At 72.1% G+C, this 25,806-nt stretch carries 4 protein-coding genes; all 4 read right to left on the bottom strand.

Going from position 1 to position 25,806, the window contains the following annotated elements:
* Window positions 1-52 precede the first annotated feature (52 nt).
* Genes EIP75_RS07930 through EIP75_RS07915 form a run of 4 tightly spaced genes read right to left on the bottom strand, consistent with a single transcriptional unit; the run spans window position 53 to window position 25,703 of the window.
* Window positions 53-12,070: a non-ribosomal peptide synthetase gene (locus tag EIP75_RS07930; RefSeq protein WP_125242711.1), complete on the bottom strand. Its 12,018-nt coding sequence runs from the start codon at window positions 12,068-12,070 to the stop codon at window positions 53-55.
* Window positions 12,071-15,553, bottom strand: a complete 3,483-nt coding sequence (locus EIP75_RS07925; RefSeq protein WP_125242710.1) for a non-ribosomal peptide synthetase — start codon at window positions 15,551-15,553, stop codon at window positions 12,071-12,073. It lies immediately after the preceding gene.
* The gene (locus EIP75_RS07920; RefSeq protein WP_125242709.1) at window positions 15,550-20,271 is read right to left on the bottom strand and encodes a type I polyketide synthase; all 4,722 of its coding nucleotides are present in this window, start codon (window positions 20,269-20,271) and stop codon (window positions 15,550-15,552) included. Before EIP75_RS07920 ends, EIP75_RS07925 begins: the two co-directional genes overlap by 4 nt.
* A complete protein-coding gene (locus EIP75_RS07915) occupies window positions 20,268-25,703 on the bottom strand; it encodes a non-ribosomal peptide synthetase (protein ID WP_125242708.1) in 5,436 nt (1,811 codons plus the stop codon). The genes EIP75_RS07920 and EIP75_RS07915 overlap by 4 nt, the downstream gene beginning before the upstream one ends.
* Window positions 25,704-25,806 lie beyond the last annotated feature (103 nt).

Here is a 25,806-nt window from a genome sequence, read left to right as displayed (position 1 = left end):
GCGCGCATCGTTCGCCGCATCCTTCCTCGCGTTCTTTCCTGTGCTGGCGCCATCACGCGCCGGCAGCACCGGCCTCGTCCTGCCGCAGGGCCCCTTCGATCTGAGCCAGCACGCCGGCATGACGCAGCAGCTCGAAGTGCGAGGCCTCGATCTCTCGCGACCATGCACCGGCATGTCCACTCTGGCGGGCCAGCGCCTCGCGGTGCGCCGGGTCGCGGCGGGACGCCCACCACAGGCGCGGCGCGGCGCCGACCCGCGGCAGTTCACCGGCCTGGGCCGACAGCTCGCCGAGGTGCCGCGCGACCAGGGCCATGCGGGCCAGTTCGTCGGCGTCCATGCCGGTGGCGAGCGTGGCCGCCAGGCCGGCGGCCAGGTCATCGGCTTCGGCGGACACCGGCCCGGGCCGCGAGGCCGCCACCGCGGGCACGAAGGGATCGACCAGGGCCAGCAGGCCGATGCGCCGCCCACGCGCTTCGAGCCGCTGTGCCACCAGCATCGCCAGCGCACCGCCCAGCGACCAGCCCAGCAGATGGCAGGGGCCCTCGGGATGCGCCGCGTGGATGAGGCGCGCGTAGTCATCGGCCATCTGCACGAGCGAGGTGTCGCGGTGCGCAGGATCGGTGAGCATGCGGCAGGGCAGGCCCAACACCGACCGGTGGCCTTGCATCCGGCGCGCCAGCGGCTGGTAGTCGAAGACCGTGCCGACGCCCGCATGCAGGCAGAACAGGGGCGGCGGGCCGTCGATGCGGGCGTTGAGCTCGACCAGGGCAGGCGCCTCACGCGATGGGGAGAGCGGTGGCGAAGGCGCCGCAGAGGTGGTCGCGCCCTCCCCCAGTCTCAGCAGCCCCGCGATGGTCGGCCGCTGCATCAGGTCTCGCAGCTTGAAATCCAGGGCCGGATCGCGCCATTGCCGCAGCCGTGACATCACCTTCAGGCTGAGCAGCGAATCCCCCCCCAGTTCGAAGAAGTTGTCCTGCTCGCCGATGCGCTCGACGCCCAAAACCTCCTGCCACAGGCCGGCCAGGCGCCGCGCGGCGTCGGTGGAAGGCGGCACGAAGGGCCGGCCTTCGGCCTGGGTCCGGGCCGCGCCCGGCTCGGGCAGCGCGTGGCGGTCGAGCTTGCCATTGGGCAGGCGCGGCAGCCGTGGCAGCACCAGGATGTGGGCGGGCACCATGTGCTCTGGCAGGGCCGCCGCCAGGGCGGCCTTGAGCAGGGCCGGTTGGTCACCAGCCTGCGGCTGGGCCGACACGGCATAGGCCACCAGCTGCCGGCCGGTGGGCGCTTCGTGCGCCACCACCGCCGCCTCGGTCACGCCCGGCTGGGCGAGCAGCAGGGCCTCGATCTCACCGAGTTCGATGCGGAATCCGCGCACCTTCACCTGGTGGTCGGCCCGGCCCACGTATTCCATCTGGCCATCGTCCAGCCAGCGCACCAGATCGCCGGTGCGGTACAGGCGCGCACCGCCAGTGGCATCGAAGGGATCGGCGATGAAACGCTCGGCCGTCAGCCCCGGGCGGCCCAGGTAGCCACGCGCCAGGCCCAGGCCCCCGATGTAGAGCTCACCGACCGCGCCTTGCGGTACGGGCTGCAGATCGCCGTCGAGCACATGCGCGGTGCGATCCCCCACCGGGCGGCCGATGGGCGCGTACGCCCCGTCGAAGCCCTGGCCCGCATCCACCTTCCAGATCAGCGGGGTGACCACGGTTTCGGTCGGGCCATAGCCGTTGATCAGCCACCGCGGCCGCAGCGCCTGGCGCACCTTGTCATAGGTGGCGCGAGGCATGGCCTCGCCGCCGAACACGTACAGGTCCACCGGCGGCGCATCGCCTTGCTGCGCGGCCCAGTCGGCCACCTGGCCGAGGTAGGCCGGCGGGAAGGCGGCCTGCGTGATGCCATGGCGGCGCAGGGTGCGGCAGGTCTGCTCGGCCGTCCACAGCTCATCGTCGCGCACGGACAGGGCCGCGCCGGTGCACAGCGTGGTCAGCCAGCGCTCGTGCGCGCCATCGAAGGCCAGGGACATGAAGAGCAGCTCGCGCGAGGTCTCGTCCATGCCGTACAGGCGCGCGGTGGCCTGGCAGTGCATGGACAGCGGCCCGTGGGTGACGGCCACGCCCTTGGGCCGCCCGGTGGAGCCGGAGGTGTAGATGACATAGGCCATCTGCGTCTGGGCCGTGGCGCGGGCCGGGTTGGTGTCCGGCAGGTGCGACAGGTCCAGCGCCTCCACGGCCAAGGTGGGCAGCCCGGCCGGCGTGGGCAGCTTGTCCAGCAGAGCCTGGTGCGTGAGCAGCACGGCCAGCTGGCTGTCGTCCATCATGAAGCGCAGGCGCTCGGCCGGGTAGGCCGCATCCAGCGGCACGTACGCGCCGCCAGCCTTGAGCACGGCCAGCAAAGCCGCGAAGGTGTCCAGGCTGCGTGCCATGGCCACCCCCACCCGGCACTCGGGCCCGATGCCCAAGGCGATCAGGTGGTGGGCCAGTCGGTTGGCACGTGCGTTGAGTTCGGCATAGGTCCAGCGCTCACCGCCCATCATCAGCGCAGTGGACTCGGGACGCGTGCGGGCCTGCTGCTCGATCAGGGTGTGCACGGGTGGGTGGAGGGAGCTCTTTGTGCGCTTGCCCTGCCCCAGCGCCTGCAGATCGGCCTGCGTGGCCGCATCGAGCCAGTCCAGCGCGCCCATGGCCTGGCCGGCATCGCGCGACATCTGGCGCAGCAGCTGCTCCATCTGTGCGCGAAGGGCCTGCACGAAGCCACCGGAGAACTCGCGCCGGCCGAAGCTGTACTCGATCTCCAGCGTGTCGCCGACCACCACCTGCAGGTCCATCGCGAAGCCCGTGAGGCCTCGCCCGGCCACCTCGCCGAAGCGCAGGCCGTGGCGCTCGTGGCGTTTGAGGGCCTGGTCCACCGGGTAGTTCTCGAACACGATGATGCTGTCGAACAGCGGCCGGCCGGGCGAGCCGGCCCAGCGCTGGATCTCGGCCAGGGGGCTGTGCTCTTGCTCGCGCAGGCGCAGGTTGAGCGCCTGCAGGTCACGCAGGTGCTCGCCCACGCGCTGCCCGGGACGGCGTCGCACCGGCACGGGGATGGTGTTGATGAACAGGCCCAGGATGTCCTGCGCGCCTGGCAGGGTGTCGGGCCGGCCGGCCACGGTGGCGCCGAAGACCACATCGTCGCGGCCGGTGTGGCGTTGCAGCAGCAGGGCCCAGGCGGCCTGGACCACGGTGTTGAGCGTGACGCGCTCGCGCTGGGCGAAGGCACGCAGACGCGCGGTCTCGTCGGCATCCAGGCGTGTGTAGATCTGCTCGAACCCATGGCGCGCGGCATCGGGCCGCGCCGCATCGGCCAGCAGCGTGGGGCCGTCGATCCCGGCCAGCGCACCGGTCCAGAAGGCGCGCGAGGCCTCGGCATCCTGCGCGGCCAGCCAGCGCACGTAGCGGCCATACGCGGGGCCGGCATCGCCCAGCGGCTCGCCACCATAGGCCTGAAGCCACTCGCCGATCAGGCGCGACTGGGCCCAGCCATCGAGCAGCAGGTGGTGGAAGGTCCACACCAGCTGGTGGCGCTGCCCCCCCAGGTCGATGAGGCTCAGGCGGGACAGGGGCGCGGCGTCGAACGCCACGCCCTGGCGGATCTCGGTGTCGGTGAGCCGGGCCAGTTGCGCGGCCTGCGCCTGCGCGTCGAGCCTCCGCCAGTCGAGCAGCGCGACCGGCGCGTGGGCCTCGCGCAGCACGACCTGCAGCGGACGCGCCAGGCCATCGCGCCACAGGAAGGCGGTGCGCAGCGTGGCATGGCGCTGCACCATCGTGCGCCAGGCCTGGGCGAAGCGTTCGGCGTCCAGGCCGTGCACCTCGACGCTGAGCTGGTTGACGTACAGGCCCGTGCCCGGCGAGGCCAGGCTGTGAAAGAGCATGCCCTCCTGCATGGGCGAGAGTGGGAAGACGTCCTCGATGAGCGCGTCCGTCCAGCCGTGGGCCAACGCCAGTTCGGTGGCGAGGGCGTCACCCAGGTGATCGCGCAGGGTCTGCGGCGCATCCAGCCGCGCGAGCGGCTGCCCGGAGGGCGCGCCACCGGACGATGTCTGGCCGTCGACAGCGCCGCCCTCGGGTCCCTGGCTCGCATCACGGGCCAGCACGGCGGCCAGCGTGGCCACGGTCTGCTGCTCGAACACCTGGCGGGGCGACACGCGCCAGCCCTGGCGCCGCAGGTGCGCCACGATCTGCAGGCTCAGGATGGAATCGCCCCCTGCCTCGAAGAAGTTGTCCTGGCGGCCCCCGAAGGCCAGGCCCAGGACATCGCGCCAGGCCTGTGCCACGGCCCGCTCGGCCTCGCCTTGCGGCGCTTCCTGCGCGCGTGCCTCGCCGGTGCCGGCTTGCGCCGAAGGTTCGGGCAGCGCACGGCGGTCGACCTTGCCATGCGGCGTCAGCGGCAGGGCATCGAGCGACACGATGGTCGCGGGCAGCATGTGCTCCGGCAGGGTCTGCGCCAGTTGGGCCTTGAGCGCCGCGGCATCGTGCGCGGGCCGGCCGGCACGGGCTGTCACGTAGGCCACGAGGCGGATGCCGCCGGCCGAAGGCCGCGCCAGCACCACGGCCTCGCGCACGCCGGGCAGCGCCAGCAGGCGGGCCTCGATCTCGCCGAGTTCGACGCGGAAGCCCCGCACCTTGACCTGGTCGTCGATGCGGCCGAGGTAGTCGATCTGGCCGTCGGCATGCCAGCGCGCCAGATCGCCCGTGCGGTAGAGGCGGCCGCCGGCGCCATTGAACGGATCGGCGATGAAGCGCTCGGCGCTCAGCCCGCCACGGTGCAGGTAGCCGCGCGCCAGACCCGCGCCCGAGACGTGCAGCTCGCCGGTGGCGCCAGGCGGCACAGGACACAGGTTGGCGTCGAGCACGTACAGGCCCAGATCGGGGATGCGGCCACCGATGGGGCTGCGCGCCATGGTGCCGGGTGCCGGCAGGTCGGCTCGGCCGATGGGGCGCCACGTGACGTGCACCGTGGTCTCGGTGATGCCGTACATGTTGACCAATTGCGGACGGTGGTCGCCGAGATGGTCGAACCAGGGGCGCAGGGTCTCCACCTCCAGCGCCTCGCCTCCGAACACGACCCAGCGCAAGGCCAGGTCACGTCCGCCCTGAGCGTACAGGCCCTCGGCCTGCATCAGCTGGCGGAAAGCCGAGGGGGTCTGGTTGAGCACGGTGACGCGCTCGCGGCGCAGCAGGGCCAGGAACTCATCGGGCGAGCGGCTGACCACATGGGGCACGATCACCAGGCGGCCGCCGTGGCACAGGGCGCCGAAGATCTCCCACACCGAGAAGTCGAAGGCGTAGGAGTGGAACAGCGTCCAGACATCGTCGGCGTCGAAGCCGAACCAGGGCTGGGTGGACGTGAGCAGGCGCGCCACGTGCTGGTGGGTGAGCTGCGCGCCCTTGGGCCGGCCGGTGGAGCCGGAGGTGTAGATGACGTAGGCCAGGTGGTCGGCGCGCACCGCCACCTCGGGGGCGTGGGCAGGCTCGGCCGACAGATCGAGCGTGTCGAGCGACCACACCGCCACGCCGGGCGTGTCGGGCAGCCTGGCGCGCAGCTGCGAATGGGTCAGCAACCACTGGATGCCGCTGTCCTGCGCGAGGAAGGCCAGGCGCTCGGCGGGGTAGGCTGGATCGAGCGGCACGTAGGCCCCGCCAGCCTTGAGGATGGCCAGCAGCGCGACGATGAGTTCGGGCGAGCGTTCCATCGCCAGACCCACGCGGGCCTCCGGGCGCACGCCGGCCGCGCGCAGGCGGTGGGCCAGCCGGTTGGCGCGTGCCTCGAGCTCGCCATAGCTGAGCGTGGCATCGCCGAAGCTCAGGGCCGTGGCCTCGGGGCGGCGCGCGGCCTGTTCGGCGATCTGCTGGTGCAGCGGGCGTGAGGCGGCCACCACGGCGGGGGCGATGGCCTGGGTCCGTGCACCGGCCGTCTGGCCGGCCGCCTCGGCCAGCACGGCGCCGAGCGGGTGCGCGGCATCGCGGGGCAAACGGGCCAGCGCGCGCAGCACGGCCTCCAGCTCACGGGCGAGCAGGGCCACGGTGCCGTCGGCCAGCAGGCGACGCTGGTGGCGCAGCTTGAGTTGCACGGTGGACGACGAGGAGGCGGTGAGCGTGAGCGCGTGGCTGCTGTCCTCGCGGTTGTGCACGTTCGCAAAGGCGATGCCGCCGGGCACGTCGCCTCGCAAGGCCTGGTCGATGGGGTAGTTCTCGAACACCAGCAGCGTGTCGAACAGGGCCTGGCCTGGGCGGCCCAGCCAGCGCTGGATGTCGGCCAGCGGGGTGTGCTCGTGCTCGCGCGAGGCCAGGTTCTGCGCCTGCAGCGCGCGCAGCCAGTCACCCGTGTGCTGTTGGGGCCGGGGCTCGGCCAGCACGGGCACGGTGTTGATGAACAGGCCCAGCACGGCGGCCGGGCCCTGGCCATCGGTGGCCGCATCGCCACGGCCTGCGGTGGTGGCACCGAAGGCCACGCGGTCTCTGCCGGTGCAGCGCGCCAGCACCAGGGCCCAGGCGGCCTGCACCAGCGTGTTGATCGTGACGCGCTCGCGCCGCACGGTCTCGATCAACGCCGTGGTGGCGGCCTCGTCGACCACGAGCAGGTGTTCGCCCAGGAGTGGGAACTCTGCAGCGGCATCCGCCGCCGAGGGAGACGATGCGGGCGGCAGCCAGGCCTCGGCCAGACGCGTGGGCTCGTCCAGCGCGGCCAAGCAGTGGCGCCAATACCCTTCGGCCGCCGACGCGTCGTGCCGGCGCAGGGCTTGCACATGGTCGCGGTATCGCCCGTCGGGCGTGGCCACGTCGAGACCGGCATGGCCACGCAGCACCTCGCCCATCAGCTGCGAAGCGCTCCAGCCGTCCATCAGCAGGTGGTGCACGGTCCACACGAGGTGGTGGCGCGTGTCGGCCGTGCGCACCAGCAGCAAGCGCGTGAGCGGCGGACGCAGGGGGTCGAAGCCCCGGGCAAGTTCATCTCGGGCCAAGGTGTCCAGTTCGGCCTGCAGGCCATCCATGGCATCGTCGACGGGCGCGCAGGCGCGGTCACGCCAGTCCAGCACGCTGATCGGCAACCTTACCGTGCGGGCCACCCATTGCAGCGGCTCGGGTTGCCCGTCCACGCTGTGCAAGAACCCGGTACGCAGCACCTCGTGGCGGGCCAGGGCACCGCGCCAGGCGGCCTCGAAGCGGTCCACATGCAGGCCCTCGACATCCACGCGCAACTGGTTGAGGCAGGCGCCCTCGGCCTGCGTGTCGAACAGGCTGTGAAAGAGCATGCCCGACTGCATGGGCGTCAGCGGGTAGAGGTCCTCCACCTGCGCAGCCGGCACGGGCAGCGCGTGCAGGCAGGCATCGAGCATGGCCTGCGGCCAATGCGCCAGCAGCGGAAAGTCGCTGGGCGTGGCGCCCTGGGCATCGCCACGCGTGCAGTGCCCGATCAGGGCGTGCAGTTCGTCGCGCCAGGCATGGATCCAGGCCTGCACCGCGGCCGTGTCGTGGCGATCGGGGCTGAAGGACACGCTCAGGCGCAGCTCGCCACCATAGACCTGGCCGTTGACGCTGAACTCGTGCCATTGCGTGGCGGCGGGATCGAGCGCCTCGCCCGAGGATTCCTGGGCCGGGCGCCACGGCGCATCGGCGTCGAAACTGGCGTCGAACTGGCCCAGGTAGTTGAAGACCAGCTGGGCGCGCGGCCAGGCGGCATCGGGTGTCTCGGCGCGCAGCGGGCCGAAGCCCTGGCCCTTGCGCGGCACGCGGCGCAGGCCGTCTTTCACGCGCTTGAGGGCCTCTTCCGGCGAACCCAGGGGCGCCAGGGCCACCGGGTAGAGTCTGGTGAACCAGCCCACCGTGCGTGACAGGTCGAGGTCGTCGCCCAGGCCTTCGCGGCCATGGCCCTCCAGGTCGATCAGCAGCTGTTCGTGGCCGCTCCAGGCGCACAAGGCACGGCCCAACGCAGTGAGCAGCAGGTCCTGCGCGTGCGCGCGGTAGGCGGTGGGCGCGGCCTTGAGCAAGGCCTGGGTGCGGGCCGCGTCCAGCGACAGCGTGAGGCGGGTGTGGCGGCCAAGCCGGGCGTCGCCGTCCGGGCGGGCGCAGGGCAGGCTCGCGGGCACCTGGGCCAGGGCGTGCCAGTGCGCGCGCTCGTCGGCATGGCGGGCCGGGTCGCCCTGCAGGCGCAATGCGGCGGCCTGGACGCTGTCGGTGGGCGCAGGCAACTCGATGGCCGGCAGGGGCCGGCCCGCCCGGGCCTGCGCATATGCGCTGCCCAGGTCGTCCAGCAGGATGCGCCACGACACGCCGTCCACCACCAGGTGGTGGACCACCAGCAGCAGGCGCGCGCTGCCATCGGCCATGGCGATGGCCACGGCGCGCAGCAGCGGCCCGTGCTCGATGTCGAGGCTGCGGTGGGCCTCGGCACCATGCGCGGCCAGAGCCGCTTCGCCATCGGCCTGGCGTTGCCACACCAGCGCCGCCGGATCGCCCAGGGCGTCCAGCGGCGCATAGGCCTGTGACCAGCCGCGCGACGGCGGCACGGCGCGGGCGTCCACGCAGCTGAAACGCAGGCGCAGCGCGTCGTGCGTGCGCAGTACCGCAGCCACGGCACACACCAGGGCCGGTGCGTCGATGGGAACTGCGCTGTGCAGCAGCACGGCCTGGTTCCAGTGGTGGCGATCCCGCACCGCGGCATCGAAGAACGCAGCCTGGATCGGCAGCAGGGGCGCCTGGCCCTGGGCCCGCTCGGCGGGGCGTGCAGCGCGCGTGTCCACGGGCCGGGCCACGGCGGCCAGCGCGGCGATGGTCTGGCGCTCGAACAGCTGGCGCGGCGTCAGGCGCCAGCCAGCCTGGCGGGCACGCGCCACGATCTGCAGGCTGAGGATGGAATCACCGCCCAGCTCGAAGAAGTTGTCATGGCGGCCCACGCGTGGCAGGCCCAGCACGGTGGCCCACACGGCGGCCAGCGCCTGCTCGATCGGCCCCTCCGCTTCGGCGTGGTCGTCCTGGCGGATGGCCGGCTCGGGCAGGCCCTTGCGGTCGACCTTGCCGGCGGGGTTCAGCGGCAGCGCGGCCAGCACGACAATGGCCGAGGGCACCATGTGCTCGGGCAGCGCCTCGGCCAGGGCGGCGCGCAGGGTGGCCGCCGCCTGGGGCTTGGACGCGCCCTGTTCGCCCAGGCCCACATAGGCCACCAGGCGGCTGCCCGAGGGCGAGGGCCGCACCACCGCCACGGCCTCGCGCACGCCGGGCTGTCGCAACAACTGCGCCTCGACATCGCCCAGCTCGATGCGGAACCCACGCACCTTGACCTGGTGGTCCACACGGCCCAGGTACTGCACCTGTCCGTCCAGGCCCCAGCGCACCCAGTCGCCCGTGCGGTAAAGGCGGCTGCCGGGCGCGCCGAAGGGGTCGGCCACGAAGCGCTCGGCGCTGAGGCCGGCGCGGCCCAGGTAGCCGCGCGCCAGGCCCGTGCCGCCGATGTAGAGCTCGCCGGGCACGCCCGGTGGCACGGGCTGCAGATCGGCATCGAGCACGTGCGCGGTGCGCTCCCCAACGGGCCGGCCGATGGGCATGTAGGCCGCATCGAAGGTGTCGCCCGGGTAGGCCCGGCTGATCAACGGCGTGATCACGGTCTCGGTGGGCCCGTAGCCATTGACGATGCGCGGCGGGCGCAGCACCGACTGCACCAGCTCGAAGCTGGCGCGCGACATGGCCTCACCGCCCACGGTGTAGGAGCGGATGGGCAGCTGGCGAGCGCCCTCGCCCACCAGCTCGGCGATCTGGTGCAGGTAGCTGGGCGTGAAGCAGGCCACGGTGATGCCATGGCGCTCGATCTCGGCGCAGGTGCGCTCGACGGACCAGGGCTCGTGGTCACGGGGCATGACGGCGCCGCCAAAGGCCAGCGGCACCCACAGGCGCTCGTGCGCACCATCGAAGTTGATGGAGGCGAACTGCAGCTCGCGGTCGTCCGGCGTCATGCCGTAGAGCTCGCCGATGCACCGCACGTGCATGGCCAGCGGGCCATGGGGCACGGCCACGCCTTTGGGCTGGCCGGTCGAACCCGAGGTGTAGATGAGGTAGGCCAGGTGGCCGGGGTGAAGCACCACGCCCGGGTTGGTGGTGGGCTCGTGCTGCAGCGGCAGGCGGTCGAGGCACAGCGTCTGCACGCCCTCCAGCGGAGGCAGGCGGTCGGCCAGGTGGGATTGGGTGAGCACCCAGCGCACCCCGCTGTCGGCCTGCATGAAAGCCAGGCGCTCAGCCGGGTAGCCCGGGTCCAGCGGCACATAGGCCCCGCCGGCCTTGTGCACGGCGATCAGCGCCACCAGCATGTCAGGGCTGCGCTCCACGGCGATGCCCACACGCGATTCGGGCCGCACGCCGGCGGCGATCAGGTGGTGGGCCAGTCGATTGGCCCGCTCGTTCAGCTCGGCATGGCACCAGACGGTCTCGCCCATGATCAGCGCCGGGCCGTGCGGCCTTTGCAGGGCCTGTGCTTCGACGAGCGCATGCACGGGCGTGAAATCGCCGGGCACGCCGGGCTGGGGCGCGCCCCAGGCGGCCAGCAGGCTGCGCTCGTCATCGTGCAGCAGAGGCACATCGGACAGCGCCTGCGCGGGCTGATCGGCCAGCGCGGCCAGCAGCCGCTGGTAATGGCGACCCAGGCGCTCGATGGTGGCCGGCTCGAAAAGCGGCGCCGCATAGGTGATCAGGACGCCCAGGGCCTGGCCCGGGCGCTCGATGGTGTCCAGCGTGAGTTCGAACTGCGCCAGGCGATCCCCGAGCTCGAAGGGCTCGATGGTCAGGCCCGGCAATTGCGCCAGTGCGCGCAGGTCCTTGCGCTGGTGGTTGTGCAGCACCTGGAACAGCGGCGCCTGGCCCAATACACGCTGGGGTTGCAGGGCCTCGACCAGTTGCTCGAAGGGCAGGTCCTGGTGGGCCTGGGCACCGCGCGTGGCGTCGATCACCTGGGACAGCAGGGCCTGCAGCGGCATGCGGCCATGCACGCGCGCGCGCAGCACCTGGGTGTTGACGAAGAAGCCCACCACCGATTCGGTTTCCGGCCGCTGGCGGTTGGCGATGGGCACGCCCACGCGGATGTCCGTCAGGCCGGTGTAGCGGTGCAGCAAGGCCTGCCAGCCGGCCAGCAGCACGGTGAACACAGTGGTGCCCTCGGCCTGCGCGCGCCGGTGCAGGCTTGCGGCCAGCGCATCGGGCAGGTCGAAGGCGTGGCGGGCGGCGGGGTAGGCGGCCACGGTCTGGCGCGGATGGTCGCTGGCCAGTTGCAGCACGGGTGGCTCATCGCCATCGTGTGCCAGCTGCGTTCGCCAGTAGGCCAGCTGACGCTCCTGCTCGCCGGCCGCCAGCCAGTGGCGCTGCCACTGCGCGTAGTCGGCATAGGCGATGGGCGCGGCGGCCTGAAGCGCAGGCTCGGTGCCCTCCACCTGGGCGCGGTACTGCGCGACCAGCTCGCCCAGCAGGATCTGCATGGACACGCCGTCGCTGATGATGTGGTGCAGCACCACGACAAGCACATGCTCCTGCGGCGATGGGCGGACCAGGGCCACGCGCAGCAACGGGCCCTGCGTGAGGTCGAACGGCCTGGCGACGATGCGGTCGGCCACCTCGCTCATCTCCTCCGGCGCAGGCGCGCCGCCGTCGGCGCGCTGCAGGTCGATCAGCTCGATCGGCGCATCGCCTGCATGGGCCGCCTCGATGAGCACAGGCTGGGCCAGCCCGTCATCCAGCGGCTGGAACACGGTGCGCAAGCTGGCGTGACGCTCGAACAAGCAGTGCAAGGCCCGTCGCAGGGCGCCGACGTCCAGCTTGCCGCGAAGACTCAAGGCGCCGGTGATGTGATAAGCCGTGCCGGCAGGATCGAGCCGCCACAGGAACCACTGGCGCTCTTGTGCGTGGGACAGCACGGCATGGGCCCCTTCGGGCCTGGGCACGATGGGCAGGCGCGCGAAATCGATGCCCTGGCGGGCCAGGGCTGCCAGGAAGGCCTGCTGCTTGTCGGCCGCCAGCGCGCCGAAACGCCGCGCGATGGCGTGCTTGTCCAGTTCCATTCAGTTCTCCAGGGATTCGAGCAGGGCGGCCATGTCGCGCAAGGCGGCGTCGTCTTCGGTGGCGGCACTGCCTTGCGCGGCCGCGAGCGTGGCGGCCAGTTCGGCCAGCGTGGGGTTGTCCACATAGGCCCGCAGGGGCAGTTGCACGCCCAGGCGGCGCTGCACGGCCGCCTGCACGCGTACCAGGCCCAGCGAATGGCCACCCAGGTCGAAGAAGCGGTCATGGCGACCGATGGCCAGTGACGGTGTGTGTGGCGAGGTGCCCGTGGCCGCGAACCCGTCATCGAAGGCATCGCCGAGCACCTCGTGCCACAGCGTGGCCAGCAGCGCTTCCGTGTCGCCCTGGGGCGGCTCGTGCCCGGCCGCCCGGCCGCTCGGCGGCGGCGGCAAGGCACGCCGGTCGATCTTGCCGTTGGCATTGAGCGGCCAGGCACCCAGCACGACCACTGCGCAGGGCACGAGCGCGTCGGGCAAGGCGCGGGCCAGCGCAGCGCGCAAGGCCGTGCCATCGAGCGTCACGCTGCCCAAGGGCACCACATAGGCCACGAGGCGCGGCTCGCCACCACCCACACCATCGTTGGGCCATTCGGCCACCACCAGGGCCTGCGCCACGCCCGGTTGGGCGGCCAGCACGGATTCGACCTCTCCCGGCTCGACCCGGAATCCCCGGATCTTGAGCTGGTGGTCGGTGCGGCCGAGGTATTCGAGCTGGCCCTGTTCGTCGTCTGAACCCGATGCGCGCCAGCGCACGCGGTCGCCCGTGCGGTACAGGCGAGCGCCGGCGCCGCCAAAGGGGTCGGCCACGAAGCGCGAGGCCGTCAGGCCGCCCTGCCCCAGGTAGCCACGCGCCAGGCCTGGCCCACCGAGGTAGAGCTCACCTTCGCAGCCCGGCGGCACCGGGTGCAACGCCTCGTCCAGCACGTGGGCCGTGGTGCCGGGCAACGGCCGGCCGACGGGCAAGGTGGCGGCTTCGCGGCAGGCGGTGTCGGCGGCCTGGGTGAACACGCCCACCGTGGTCTCGGTGGGTCCGTAGTGGTTGATGAGGCGAAGACCGGGCCGCAGCCCGTGCAGGCGATCGACCAGCGACCAGGGGGTGGCTTCGCCGCCCAGCACCAGCGTGTGGGAAGGCAGGGCGTCGGCCGGGTCCAGCCCCGCCGATGCCAGAGCCTGCATCACCGCCTGCAGGTGGCTGGGCACGATCTTGAGCACCGCCACCTGGTCGCGGCGCAGGCTCTCGGCCAGGCGAACGGCATCCAGTTCATGGCCCGGCTCGGCCAGGTGCAGCGGGCGGCCAGCACACAATGCCCCGAACAGGGTGGTGTGGCCCAGGTCCGCGGCGGGCGTGGAGACCATGGCCATCGCGCCGCCTTCGGCCGGCAGGGCCAGGCGCGCCAGCACTGCGTTCACGTAATGGGCCAGCGCCGCATGCGTCACCCCCACGCCCTTGGGCTGGCCCGTGGAGCCCGAGGTGTGGATGATGTGCGCCAGCGCCTGGGGACGCACCGGCGGGAGCGTGATCGCCTCCGGCGCCAGATTGGGCGATGGATCAGGCACGGCGCCGCTCCGGCGGCCGATCTGCAACCAGGCCACACCAGGCATCGCCATGAGATCGGCGGGCGCCGGGCCATCGGCCAGCACCCAATGGCAACCGATGCCTTCGATCATCCGGCGCAGGCGCGGCGCGGGCTGGGCCGTGTCCAGCGGCACGCACGCGCCCCCCGCCATCCACACGGCCAGCCAGGCCACCACCAGATCGACCGAACGGGGCAGGGCCAGGGCCACGGGCGATTCCGGCGCCACGCCCAGCGACACCAGCCGACCGGCCAGCTGATGCGCTTCGGCCTGCAGTGCCGCACGTGTCAGGTGTTGAGAACCGCAGGACACCGCCAGCGCCTGGGGCCCGGCCACGGCCAGAGCCTGGATGATTTGCAGCACCGTGGCATGTTGGCCAGGGCCCAGGGCCGGCGCTGCACGCCAGGCGGCGAGCAGCCGCTGCGCTTGCGCCCCCAGCGGCACCTCGGCCACGGCCACGTCGGGCGAGCCGGCCAGCGCGCCGAGCAAGGCCAGCCAGGCATCGGCGAAGCGCTGCACCGTGGCCGGCTTGAAGAGCCCCTCGGGCCAGCCGAAACGAGCCTCCAGCCGACCCTGGGCGTCTTCCACCGTGTTGAGCGTGAGGTCGAACTTGGCGTGCTGCTCGGCCAGCTCGTAGCGCAGCAGCCGCAGGCCGGGCAGCCCGTCGAGTGCGCGATGGTCTTCGCGCAGGTGATTGCACATCACCTGGAACAGCGGGTGGTGCTGGCCACCGCGGCCGGGCTGCAGGGCCTCGACCAGCTGGTCGAACGGCAGGTCCTGGTGGGCCTGCGCCTGAAGCAGGGCCTCGCTGGCACGGGCCAGCACCGAGGCCATCGGCGTGCGGCCGTCGATGCGGCTGCGGATCACGAGGGTGTTGACGAACAGGCCGACCACGCCTTCGCTGTCGAGCCGGTGTCGGTTGGCCGTGGGCACGCCGACACGGATGTCGGTAAGACCGGTGAACCGGTGCAGCATCGCCTGCAACGCGGCCAGCAGCGTGACGAACACCGTGCTGCCCTGATCCTGGGCGATGCGGCGCAGGCGTTCGGCCAGGTCCTGCGGCACGGGCAGTGCCAGCTCAACCGACCGGCTGCTCTCGCCGCGTGATGCACGTGGCGCGTCGGCTGGCAGGCGCAGCACGGGGTGGTCACCGCTGCCATCGTCCAGCTGTGCCCGCCAGAAGGCCATCTGCCGGGGCTGTTCGGGCGAGCCCAGCCAGGCCTGCTGGTCACGGGCGTGGTCCACCAGGTGCCGGTCCAGGGGAGGCAGCGCGGGCAGGCGGCCTTCGCGCACCAGGCCAGTGTAGTTGGCGACGAACTCGGCCAGCACGATCTGCTTGGACCACGCGTCCGTGACGGCATGGTGCATCACCACCGTCACCGTGTGGCGATGCTCGGCCAGGCGCACCACCGCCACGCGCAGCATGGGCCCGGTGCGCAGGTCGAAGGGCTGCTCCTGCAGGCGGGCCACCTCGGTGGCGGCGCGCGCGGCCTGCTCGGCGGCTGGCAGTCCTGCCAGGTCGATGAGCGGGATCTCCAGCGGCATGGCGGCCTGCACCACCTGCTCCACATGGCCGCTGTCGTGCTCTCGCAGCACGGTGCGCAGGCCTTCGTGCCGGGCGACCAGCGCATCGAACGCACGCCGCAGCGCGTCCAGGTCCAGCCGGCCCTCGAAGTGCATGGTCCCGCCCAGGTGATAGGCCGTGCTGGACGGGTCGAGGCGCCAGTAGAACCACTGGCGCCGTTGCGCGAAAGACAGTGGCCCTGCATGCGGGTAGACGCGGGCAGGCATCGTCACGGTTGCCGTGGCGGCGCTGCGCGTCCCCTGCAGCCGACGTGCCAGCGCGGCCTGCTGTTCGGGGCTCAGCCGCGCGCGGCGGCGGGCCAGGTCATCAGGCGGAAGGGTGCTCACGGCGCCTCCGTCAGGCCAGCACCGTGGCCCTGTTCGATCTCGTCGATCAGGCGGCTTTCCACCAGGGCCGCCAAGGCGGCGATGGTGGGCTGCTTGAAGAAGTCGGCCGGGCGCAGTTCGACGGCATAGGCTGCCTTCACGCGTGACAGCAGCTGGATGCCGAGCAGGGAATCGCCGCCAAGTTCGAACAGGTTGTCGTCGATGCCGATGGCGTCGATGCCCAGCAGCACCTGCCAGATGTCGGCCAGGCGGGTCTCGAGTTCGCCCTCGGGCGCCACGAAAGGCGTGTCCAGCGGCGGGCGGGCATGGCCCTGCGCGCGCGGCGCGGCGTCGGCCAGGCCAGGCTGACTGAGCAGGTCGTTGCGGCGCGGATCCAGGCGTGCACCCAGGTCCACGGTCGACACCACCACCCGCGCCACGCGAGGACCTTCAACGATGCGCACCAGCGCCCGCCCGCCCTGCTCCGGCGCGATGCCCACGCCCTCGGGCATCGCCATGTGGCCGGCCATGCCCACATCGCGCCAGCTGTCCCAGCCGATGGCCCACACCGGTGTGGGCGACTGGCGCTGCGCCGCCGCGCGTGCCGCGGCGTCCAGCCAGGCATTGGCGGCCGCGTAGGCCGCCTTGCCCAGGCCGCCCGCGACCGTGGCCATGGACGAGCACAGCACGACGAAGTCCAACGCACGCGGCTGCTCGTCCACCAGCGCCAGCAGGTGGCGCGCGCCCTCGACCTTCGCGGCCCAGGTGCGCTCGACCTGCTCGGCCGACAGCTGCGCGATCAGGCCACCGCCAGGATCGCCCGCCGCATGCACCACGCCGTGCAGAGCGCCGAAGCGCTCCGCGGTGGCCTGCCAGGCCGCGCGTGCATCCGCCTCGTGCGCCACATCGCCCGACAGCAGCAGCACCTGGGCACCCAGGGCCTCGATGGCCAGCACCTCGCGCGCCTGCGCAGCCTGGCGGGCGCAGTCCTCGTCCCCATCGGATGACCCGGCCAGCAGGGCATCCCACTGCGCGCGCGGCGGCAAGGCCGTGCGGCCCAGCAAGGCCAGGCGCACCGGTCCGCGAGAGGCCAGGTGCCTGGCCACGGCCAGGCCCACACCGCCCAGGCCACCGGTGATCAGCACGACGGCGTCATGGCGCAACGACACCGTGGGTGGCGCATCCAGGCGCAGCGGCTGGTAGCTCTCGGTCCAGCGGTGCGGGCCGCGCAAGGCCACCAGGGCCTGCGCGGGGATGCCTTCTCCCGGCAGAACCATGGCCTCGGCCGGCAAGGCAGCTTCGGCAGCGATCTGCCCGACCAGGCGCACCTGATCGGCGCTGTCCGGCGCGGGCAGCACCACGTCCAGCACGCGGCAGGCCACGCCTGGGCACTCCTGCCCCATCACCTTGTGCAGGCCGAGCACGGTGGCCTTGTCTGCATCGATGACCTCCTGGCCCGTGACATCGGCGAGGCCGGTGGTGACCACGGTGAACGCCAGAGGGGCTCCGGCCGTGGCCAGGGAAGGATCGGCGTCCAGTGCCTGCGCCAGGTACAGCGGGCTGTGGAACGCGCGCTCCCGTGCCGCGGCGTCCGGCCCCACCGCCCAGAGGTGGGCGATGTGGGCGATGGGGCCATGCTCGTCGGCGATGGCTCGCAATACGCGCTCATGGTCCTCGCGCACACCGGGGCGCAGCACGTGCTCGCCGCGCACGGCCTTCTGTCCACCCTCTTCACGCACGATGACGACGGGCCTGGCCTGGCCGGCCTCGCCACGCCAATGCGCGGCCAGCAGGTCACCGAGCCCGTGGCGATCGGCGAACACCACCCGGCAGCCGGGGCGCTCATCGGCCCGAGCCAAGGCCGCCGGGGCCACGCGCGTCCATGACGGCACGGAGAACCAGTCATCGGGGCCACGCACCACATCGGCCAGCGTCAGCGCGCCGCCGCGGGCGCCCTGGCCACTGAGCAAGGCACCGGCCTGTGAGCCCGGTTCGACCCAGAAACGCTGGCGCTCGAAGGGGTAGGTGGGCAGCGGCACACGGCGGCGCCGTTCATTGGCACGCAGTGCCGTCCAGTCAAGATCGACGCCCGCCAGCCACAGGCGCGCCACGGCCCGTGCCAGCGTGTCCTCGCCGCCTTCTTGAGGGCCGGCTTGCGACGCGATGCGCGGCGCCGATGGCACCACGGCCCGCGCCAGCCGCCCATCGGCGCCCTGGGCCCGTGCATGGCGCTGCGCCAGGCCCGTCAGCGTCTGGCCCGGGCCGACCTCCAGCAGCACCAGCGACGGATCGGCCAGCAGCTGCCCCACGCCCTCGGCAAAGCGCACGGTGCCGCGCAGATGGCGCAGCCAGTAGGCCGGGTCGGTCGCTTCCCCGGGTGTGATCCAGCGGCCCGTCACATTCGAAACGAAGGGGATGGCGGGTGCGCGCAGCTCCACACCACGCAAGGCCTGCTCGAAAGCCGGCAGCATGGGCTCGACCGTGGCCGAATGGAAGGCATGGGACACGTGCAGGCGATGCACCGAGGCGCCCTGCGCCAGCAGATCGCGCGAGACGGCCTCGATGGCCTCGGCCGGCCCGGCCAGCACGCACAGCTCCTCGGCATTGATGGCCGCCAGATCGCACGCGGCGCCCGACGCTTCCAGCAAGGCCTGCACACGCGACTCGGGCCAGGTCACGGCCACCATGGTCCCGGCGGGCATCGATTGCAGCAGGCGTCCGCGCGTGGCCACGAGCTGCAGCGCGTCGTCCAGTGAGAAGACACCGGCCACGCAGGCCGCCACGTACTCGCCGATGCTGTGGCCGATCATGGCCGCGGGCTGCAGCCCCCACGAGCGCCACAGCTGCGCCATGGCGTACTCCACCACGAAGAGTGCCGGCTGCGTCAATGCGGTCTGGCCCAGGCGCGCAGTGGCTTCAGCCTCGGTGCCAGGGGCAGGATAGAGCAGCTCGCGCAGGTCCAGGCCCAGCGGGGCCCGCAGCGCCAGGGCGCAATGGTCCACGGTATCGCGGAAAACGGGTTCACGTTCGTAGAGCTCGCGCCCCATGTCCACATGCTGCGCACCCTGCCCGGGGAACATGAAGGCCACGCGTGGCGCCTCCTGCGCGGGGCCGTTGTCCTGCGCCAGATGGCGGCGCGCGTCGCGGCCCTCCAGCGCGGCGATGGCCTCGTCCACGCTGCGGCAGGCCACGGCAGCACGGTGCCCGAAGCGCTTGCGCCCCACCTGCAGGGTGTGGGCCACATCGGCCAGCGGCACACCGGGGTGTGCGCGCAGGTGTGCGGCCAGACGCTGCCCCATCTGTACCAGCGCAGCGGGCGTGCGCGCCGACAGCGGCAGCACCTGCCAGCCGCGAGAGCCGCTGCTGGCCTCGCGCTGGGGTGGTTGTTCCAGCACCACGTGCACATTGGTGCCACCGATGCCGAAGGAGCTCACGCCTGCGCGGCGCGGCCCGTCGTCCTCAGGCCAGTCCTTCAGCACCGCGTTGACGTAGAACGGGCTGCGATCGAAATCGATGCGCGGATTGGGCGTCTTGAAGTGCAGGCTGGGCAGGAGTACGCCGTGCTCCAGCGACAGCGCGGCCTTGATCAGGCCCGTCACGCCGGCGGCCGCGTCCAGATGGCCCACATTGCTCTTGACCGACCCGATGCCGCAGTAGCCCGTGCGGCGCGTGGTGGCCCGAAAGGCCTGGGTCAGCGCGGCGATCTCGATGGGATCGCCCATGGTGGTGCCCGTGCCGTGCGCCTCGATGTAGCCGATGCTGTCGGCCTGCACGCCGGCCATGGCCTGCGCGGCCAGGATCACTTCGGCCTGGCCTTCGACGCTGGGCGCGGTGTAGCCCACCTTGGCCGAGCCGTCGTTGTTCATGGCCGAGCCTTTGATGACGGCATGGATCGTGTCGCCTTCGGCGAGCGCATCGGCAAGGCGCTTGAGCACCACGATGCCCACGCCGCTGCCGATCACGGTGCCGGCGGCCTGCGCATCGAAGGCTCGGCAGTGGCCATCGGGCGAAAGGATCGCGCCGTCCTGGTGGCGGTAGCCGTCATCGTGCAGCAGGTTCACCCACGAGCCGCCGGCCAGGGCCATGTCGGCCTCGTGGTTCAGCAGAGCGCGGCAGGCCACGTGCACCGATGCCAGCGATGTCGAGCAGGCCGTCTGCACCGTGACCCCCGGCCCCCGCAGGTTGAGCTTGTACGACACCGTGGTCGTCATCGAATCCTTGTTGTTGCCGTTCATCAGGCCCTGCAGCGAGGAGATGTCGCGCAGGTCCGAGAAGCGCCCGCTGCCGATCAGGTTGAGCAGCAGGTAGGTGTTGACGCCGGTGCCCGCGTACACCCCGATGGGGCGCGGCCAGGCACCGCCGTCATAGCCCGCGGCCTCCAGTGCTTCCCAGGCCGTTTCCAGGAACAGGCGGTGCTGCGGATCCATGTCCTGGGCTTCTCGGGGCGAATAGCCGAAGAAGGCGGCATCGAAGCGGTCCACGCCCTCCAGGCGCGCAGCGGCCTTCACATAGGCCGGGTCGGCAATGCTGGCCTCGGGCACGCCGCGCTCGCGCAGTTCATCGTCGCTCAGGGGACGGATGGATTCGACGCCATCGCGCAGGTTGGCCCAGAAGGTGGCCACGTCCGGGGCCCCGGGGAAGCGGCCGGCCATGCCGACCACGGCGATGTCGGTCTCGTTGCCGTCGCGCGCGACGTCATCCAGGAAGGGGTCGGCGCCAAGGGCGGGTGAAGAGGTCATGACGGGGTCCTTTCGACGGTCGGTTTGCGGGGCAGGAAGGCGCGGCGCTGGCGGCGAGCGCGGGCCTGGTGCTGTTGCAGGCCGGCTTCGACGCCAGCAACGCCGTCGCCACGCGCCTGCGCTTCGAGGTGGGCGGCCAACGTGGCCACCGTGGTGCAGCGGAACAGGTCGATCACCGACACGCGCGCATCAAGCGCCTGCTCCAGCTGGCGCTGCACCTTCATCAGCAGCAGCGAATGGCCACCCAGGTCAAAGAAGTTGTCGTGCAGGCCCACTCGGGGCAGGCCCAGGGCCTGGGCCCAGATGCCGGCGATCACCGAGGCCACCGTGCCCTTGGGGGCCTCTTGAGCGCTGTCCGGCTGGGCGGCAGGCTCGGGAAGCGCGGCGCGATCGACCTTGCCGTTCGGGTTGAGCGGCAAGGCGCTCAACAGCACCAGCGTGCCGGGCACCATGTAGTCGGGCAGACGGGCCGACAACGCAGCCTTGAGTGCCGCGGCCTCGATCACCTCGCCTTCGCGCGCAGTGGCGTAGCCCACCAGGCGCGGGCCGCTCGGGCCGGTGCGGGCCAGCACGGCGGCTTCGGCCACGCCAGGCTGTGCGCGCAGCACGGATTCGATCTCGCCCAGTTCAATGCGGAACCCCCGGATCTTGACCTGCTGGTCGAGACGGCCCAGGTAGTCGAGCTGCCCATCGGCTCGCCAGCGCACGCGGTCACCGGTGCGGTAGAGACGCCCCCCCTGCGTGTCGAAGGGATCGGCCACGAAGCGTTCGGCACTGAGGCCCGGCCTGGCGTGGTAGGCGCGTGCCAGGCCCAAGCCTCCGATGTAAAGCTCGCCACAGGCGCCGGGAGGCACGGGGTTGAGGTCTTCATCGAGCACCCAGGCACGGCGGTCGCCCACGGGCCGGCCGATGGGCACGGCGCCCTGGACGCGCAGGCCTGACGGCCCGTCCTCCGCGGCCATGGGACCACCCACCCAGGCGGTGGGAGTGATGATGGTTTCGGTGGGACCATACGCGTTGACGAAACGCTGGGCCGGCAAGGCCGCACGCGCGTCGGCCAGGTCCGCCTCGGACCAGGCCTCGCCGCCAACGATGCAGTTGCGCACGCGGGTATCGCGGCCCTGGAGTGCAGGCGCCAGCAGGCGAAGATAAGCCGGCGGCAGGTGCAAGGTGGTGATCCTCTGCTCGGCGATCAGCCGCGCGAAGGACTCGATGGCCAGTTGCTCACGCTCGGCCAGCACCAGCGCAGCGCCACCGCACAATGGCGTCATCCACTGCTCGACGGCCGCATCGAAGTTCATCGAGAAGAACAGCAGTTCGCGGTCGCCGGGTCGCACATCGTAGCGCTGGGCGATGGCATCGAGGTGCATGGCCAGGGGACCGTGTGCCACGGCCACGCCCTTGGGCCGGCCGGTGGAACCCGAGGTGTAGATCACATAGGCCAGATGCTGCGGGTGCAAAGGCACCGCGGGATTCTCGTCATGCGTGCCGGGCAGCATGCCTTGTGCGCCCTCTTCATCCAGAGACAGCAGCAACGGCCCGGCCGGCAGCGACAGCCGCGCGCGGGCCGAGGCCTGTGTCAGCACCCAGGCGATCCCGCTGTCGGTCACCATGTGGTCCAGCCGGTCGCGCGGATAGTCGGGGTCGAGCGGCACATAGGCGGCACCCGCCTTGAGCACGGCCAGCAGGGCCACCACGAGGTCGATGGAGCGGTCCAGCGCCACCCCCACCCTGGCCTCGGGTCTCACGCCCAGGCCGATCAGACGGTGGGCCAGGCGGTTGGCACGACGGTTCAGTTCGCCGAAGCTCAGCGAGGTGGCGCCCATGGCCAGCGCCACGGCATGCGGATGGCGGCGCGCCACGGCCTCGATGCGTTGATGGGCCCACGGTGGACGCGCTGGCGGCAGCGTCGCCAGGGCTCCGGCAGAGGCATCCGCGCCCGTCACGGGCAGGTCGCCACGTCCCCAATCGGCCAGCAACGTGTGGTCGTCGGGGCCGAGCAGCGCCACATCGCCCATGGGTTGATCAGGCCGGTGCGCCAGCGCCTCCAGCAGGCGCAGCCAGCCCTGGCCCAGGCGCTCGATGGTGGCCGGCTCGAACAACTCGGCAGCGTAGACCAGGTGCGCGCCCAAGGTGCCGTCGGGGCGCTCGCGCGTCTCCAGCGTCAGCTCGAACTGGGCGGCCACCTCGGGCAGGTCGAGCTGTTCGACCGACAGGCCCGGCAGCGCGGCATGCTGGGCCCAATCCTGCCTCAGGTGGTTGGCGGTGACCTGGCACAGCGGCGTGTGGCTCAGGCTGCGCTCTGGCTGCAGCGCCTCGACCAGTTGGTCGAAGGGCAGATCCTGGTGCTGCTGGGCCTGCAGGGCCTGTTCTCGCACCGCCTGCAAGGCCTCGCGCAATGACAGGCGCCCCTGCAGCCGGGCCCGCATCACCAGCGTGTTGACGAAGAAGCCCACCACGCCCTCGGTGCCGGCGTGGTGCCGGTTGGCCACGGGAACCCCCACGCGGATGTCATGCTGGCCCGTCCAGCGGTACAGCAGGGCCTGCCAGGCGGTCAGCAGCAGCATGAAGACCGATGCCCCCTGTGCAAGGGCCTGCTGTGCCAGCGCCGACGACAGCTCGACCGGCAACGCCAGAACCAGCCGTGCGGCGCGATAGGCCGCCACCGGGCCCCGCGGGTGGTCGGTGGGCAGCGCCAGCACGGGCTGTTCACCACCAAGCTGCGCGCGCCAGTGCGCCAGTTGAGAACGGGCATGCCCCTCGGCCAGCCACGCCCGCTGCCAGACGGCGTAGTCGGCGTACTGCAGTGCCGGCCACGCGGGCAAGGGCACCGGGGTGCCGGCCAGCGTGGCAGCGTAGGCGTCTGCGAGATCCACCACCAGCACCTGCATCGACTCGCCATCGCAGACGATGTGGTGCAGCACCAGCAGCAGCACGTGCTCGTCATCGGCCAGGCGGGCCAGCGCGGCGCGCACGAGCGGCCCTTCACGCAGATCGAACGGTTGAGCCTGCTCGGCCTGAGCCCAGGCCTGCACGCGCGCCTCGCGCTCGGCGGATGGCACACCGCGCAGATCGCACTCGGCCAGCGCCATCGAGGCGGCGGCTTGCACATGCTGCAGCGGCTCTCCGTCGCTCCCGGCGCGGAACACCGTGCGCAGCGACTCATGCTTTGCCACCAGTGCGTTCAATGCCGAGCGGCAAGCCCGCATGTCCAGCCCGCCACGCAGGCGCAAGGCACCACTGACGTGATAGGCCGTGCTGCCCGGCTCGAGCTGCCACAGGAACCACAGGCGCTGCTGCGCGTGTGACAGAGGCTGCGGACGGGCTCGCGCCTCGGCCGGCAAGGGTCGCAAGACAGGACCGCCCGATGCCGGGACATCGGCCTGCACGCCCTGGGACCCCGCCAGCGTCGGCAGCGCCAGCAACGCCCGCGTGCAGTCACGCAGCACCGGGTGGTCGAACAGCAGGCGGGGCGGCACCTCGCGCCCCCACTGCGCCCCCATGCGCATGGCCAGCTGCGCGGCGGCCAGCGAGTTGCCGCCCAGCACGAAGAAGTGCGCATCGGGGCCGGGCAGCGGCAGGCCCGGCCGCCAGCGCAGCAACACCTCGTGCCACAGCGTGGTCAGGGCGCGTTCGTCGTCATCGAGCGCCACGGGCGCCAAAGCGTTCGCGCCTGCATCGCCCGAGGCACCATCGGCCCCACGCACCAGTTGCCCATGCTCGACCACGGCAAAGGTGTCGAGCAGGCCCTCACGCCAGCCCTGCCGGCACGCCTGGCGCTGCAGCTTGCCGCTGGAAGTCTTGGGCAACGCGCCCGGCTGCAGCAGCACCACCACCGACACCGGCTCGCCACACAGCCCGCCCAGCACCCTGCCGATGGCCTCGGCCAGCGCGAGCGGCGAGACATGGCCCTGCTGCTTGCGCGGCACCTCGGCCGCCACGCCGATGCCCTCGCCCGGCAGGCCGCCGACGCCATCGACCGCGAACGCCGCCACACGGCCCTTGCGCACCTCGGGCACGCCGGCCTCCACGGCACGCTCGATGTCCTGGGGGTACAGGTTCTGGCCGCGCACGATGATCACGTCCTTGAGCCGCCCTGTGATGTAAAGCTGCCCCTCATGGCACAAGCCCAGATCCCCGGTGCGCAGCCAGCGCCCCCCCTCGCGCTGCACGAAGGCCTCGGCACTGGCCTCGGGCCGCGCCCAGTAGCCCTGCGCCACACTGGGCCCGCGCACCCACACCTCGCCGATCTGGCTGTCGCCCAACGCCCGGCCATCCCCCGGATCGGCGATGCGCAGGGCATGTCGGGACACCGGCTGGCCACAGGCCACCAGCGTGCGGCCCTGGTCGGCCGCAGCCCCCCGCCCCTGGGCCAGGGCCGGCGCATCGAAGGTGGCGGTGCGCATGCCCTGGTCTCGGCGCGAGCCGGTGACGAACAGCGTGGCCTCGGCCAGGCCATAGCAGGGGTAGACGGCCGTCGCGCGCAACCCCGCTGGCGCGAAGCGGCGCACGAAGCCCTCCAGCGTGTCGTACCGGATGGGTTCAGCCCCAGAGAAGGCCAGGCGCCAGCTGGACAGATCCAGCGCGTCACGCTGCGCATCGGTGATGCGCTCCAGGCACAGGCGGTAGGCGAAGTCGGGGCCGCCACTCACGGTGCCGCGGTGGCGCTCAATGGCCTTGAGCCAGCGCAGCGGGCGCTCCAGGAAGTACCTGGGCGACATCAGCACCGTCGGCACACCGGCATGCAGCGCCTGCAGCAATCCACCGATCAGCCCCATGTCGTGGAACAGCGGCAGCCAGGACACGACCACGTCGTCCGGCCGCACATCGAAACCCTCAGCGATCGCCCGCTCGTTGGCCGACAGGTTGCCGTGGCTGACCATCACCCCCTTGGGGCTGGCGGTGGAGCCCGAGGTGTATTGCAGGAAGGCCAGATCCCCTTCACGCGGGGCGTGGGGGCGCCAGTCGGCGGCAGGCCAGTGCGAAGCGGCATCCACCGCCACCAGGCCCACGCCGGGGGCCAGCAGCGGCTGGATCAGCGGCAGCATGGCCTCGGTGCTCAGCACGCCGCACGCCTGCGCATCCGTGGCGATGGCGCGCAGACGGGCCAGGTGCTGCTCCCGCAGTGATTCGGGCGGAAACACCGGCACGGCCACCAGGCCGGCGTACAGGCAGGCCATGAAGCCCACCACGTAGTGCTCGTCGTTGTCCATCAGCAGCAGCACCCGCTCGCCCAGTGCCCAACGGCCTTGCAGCACGGCGGCCACGGCGCGGCAGCGCGTGTCGAGCTGGGCATAGCTCAGCGTGAGTTCGGCATCGTGCTCGCCTTCGGCCTTGACGACGGTGAGCGCCAGGTCGTCGGGGCGGGTGGCGGCCAGTTGCCGCAGACGCCACACCAGGGTGTCGTGCTCGCTTGCATCCATCGTGCTCATCGCGGGATCCTCGTGCCGGCGGCCATGTCGCCCGAGGCAACGATGGACACGCGGTGGTGTGGTTGGGAGGTGGGGGTGGGCGGCAAGCCGCCGCGGGGATCAG

The sequence above is a fragment of the Aquabacterium soli genome (genome assembly GCF_003933735.1).
GTDB lineage: Bacteria > Pseudomonadota > Gammaproteobacteria > Burkholderiales > Burkholderiaceae_C > Aquabacterium > Aquabacterium soli.
Note: the sequence above shows the minus strand (reverse complement) of the source record. Positions and strands in the feature narration are given on the sequence as shown.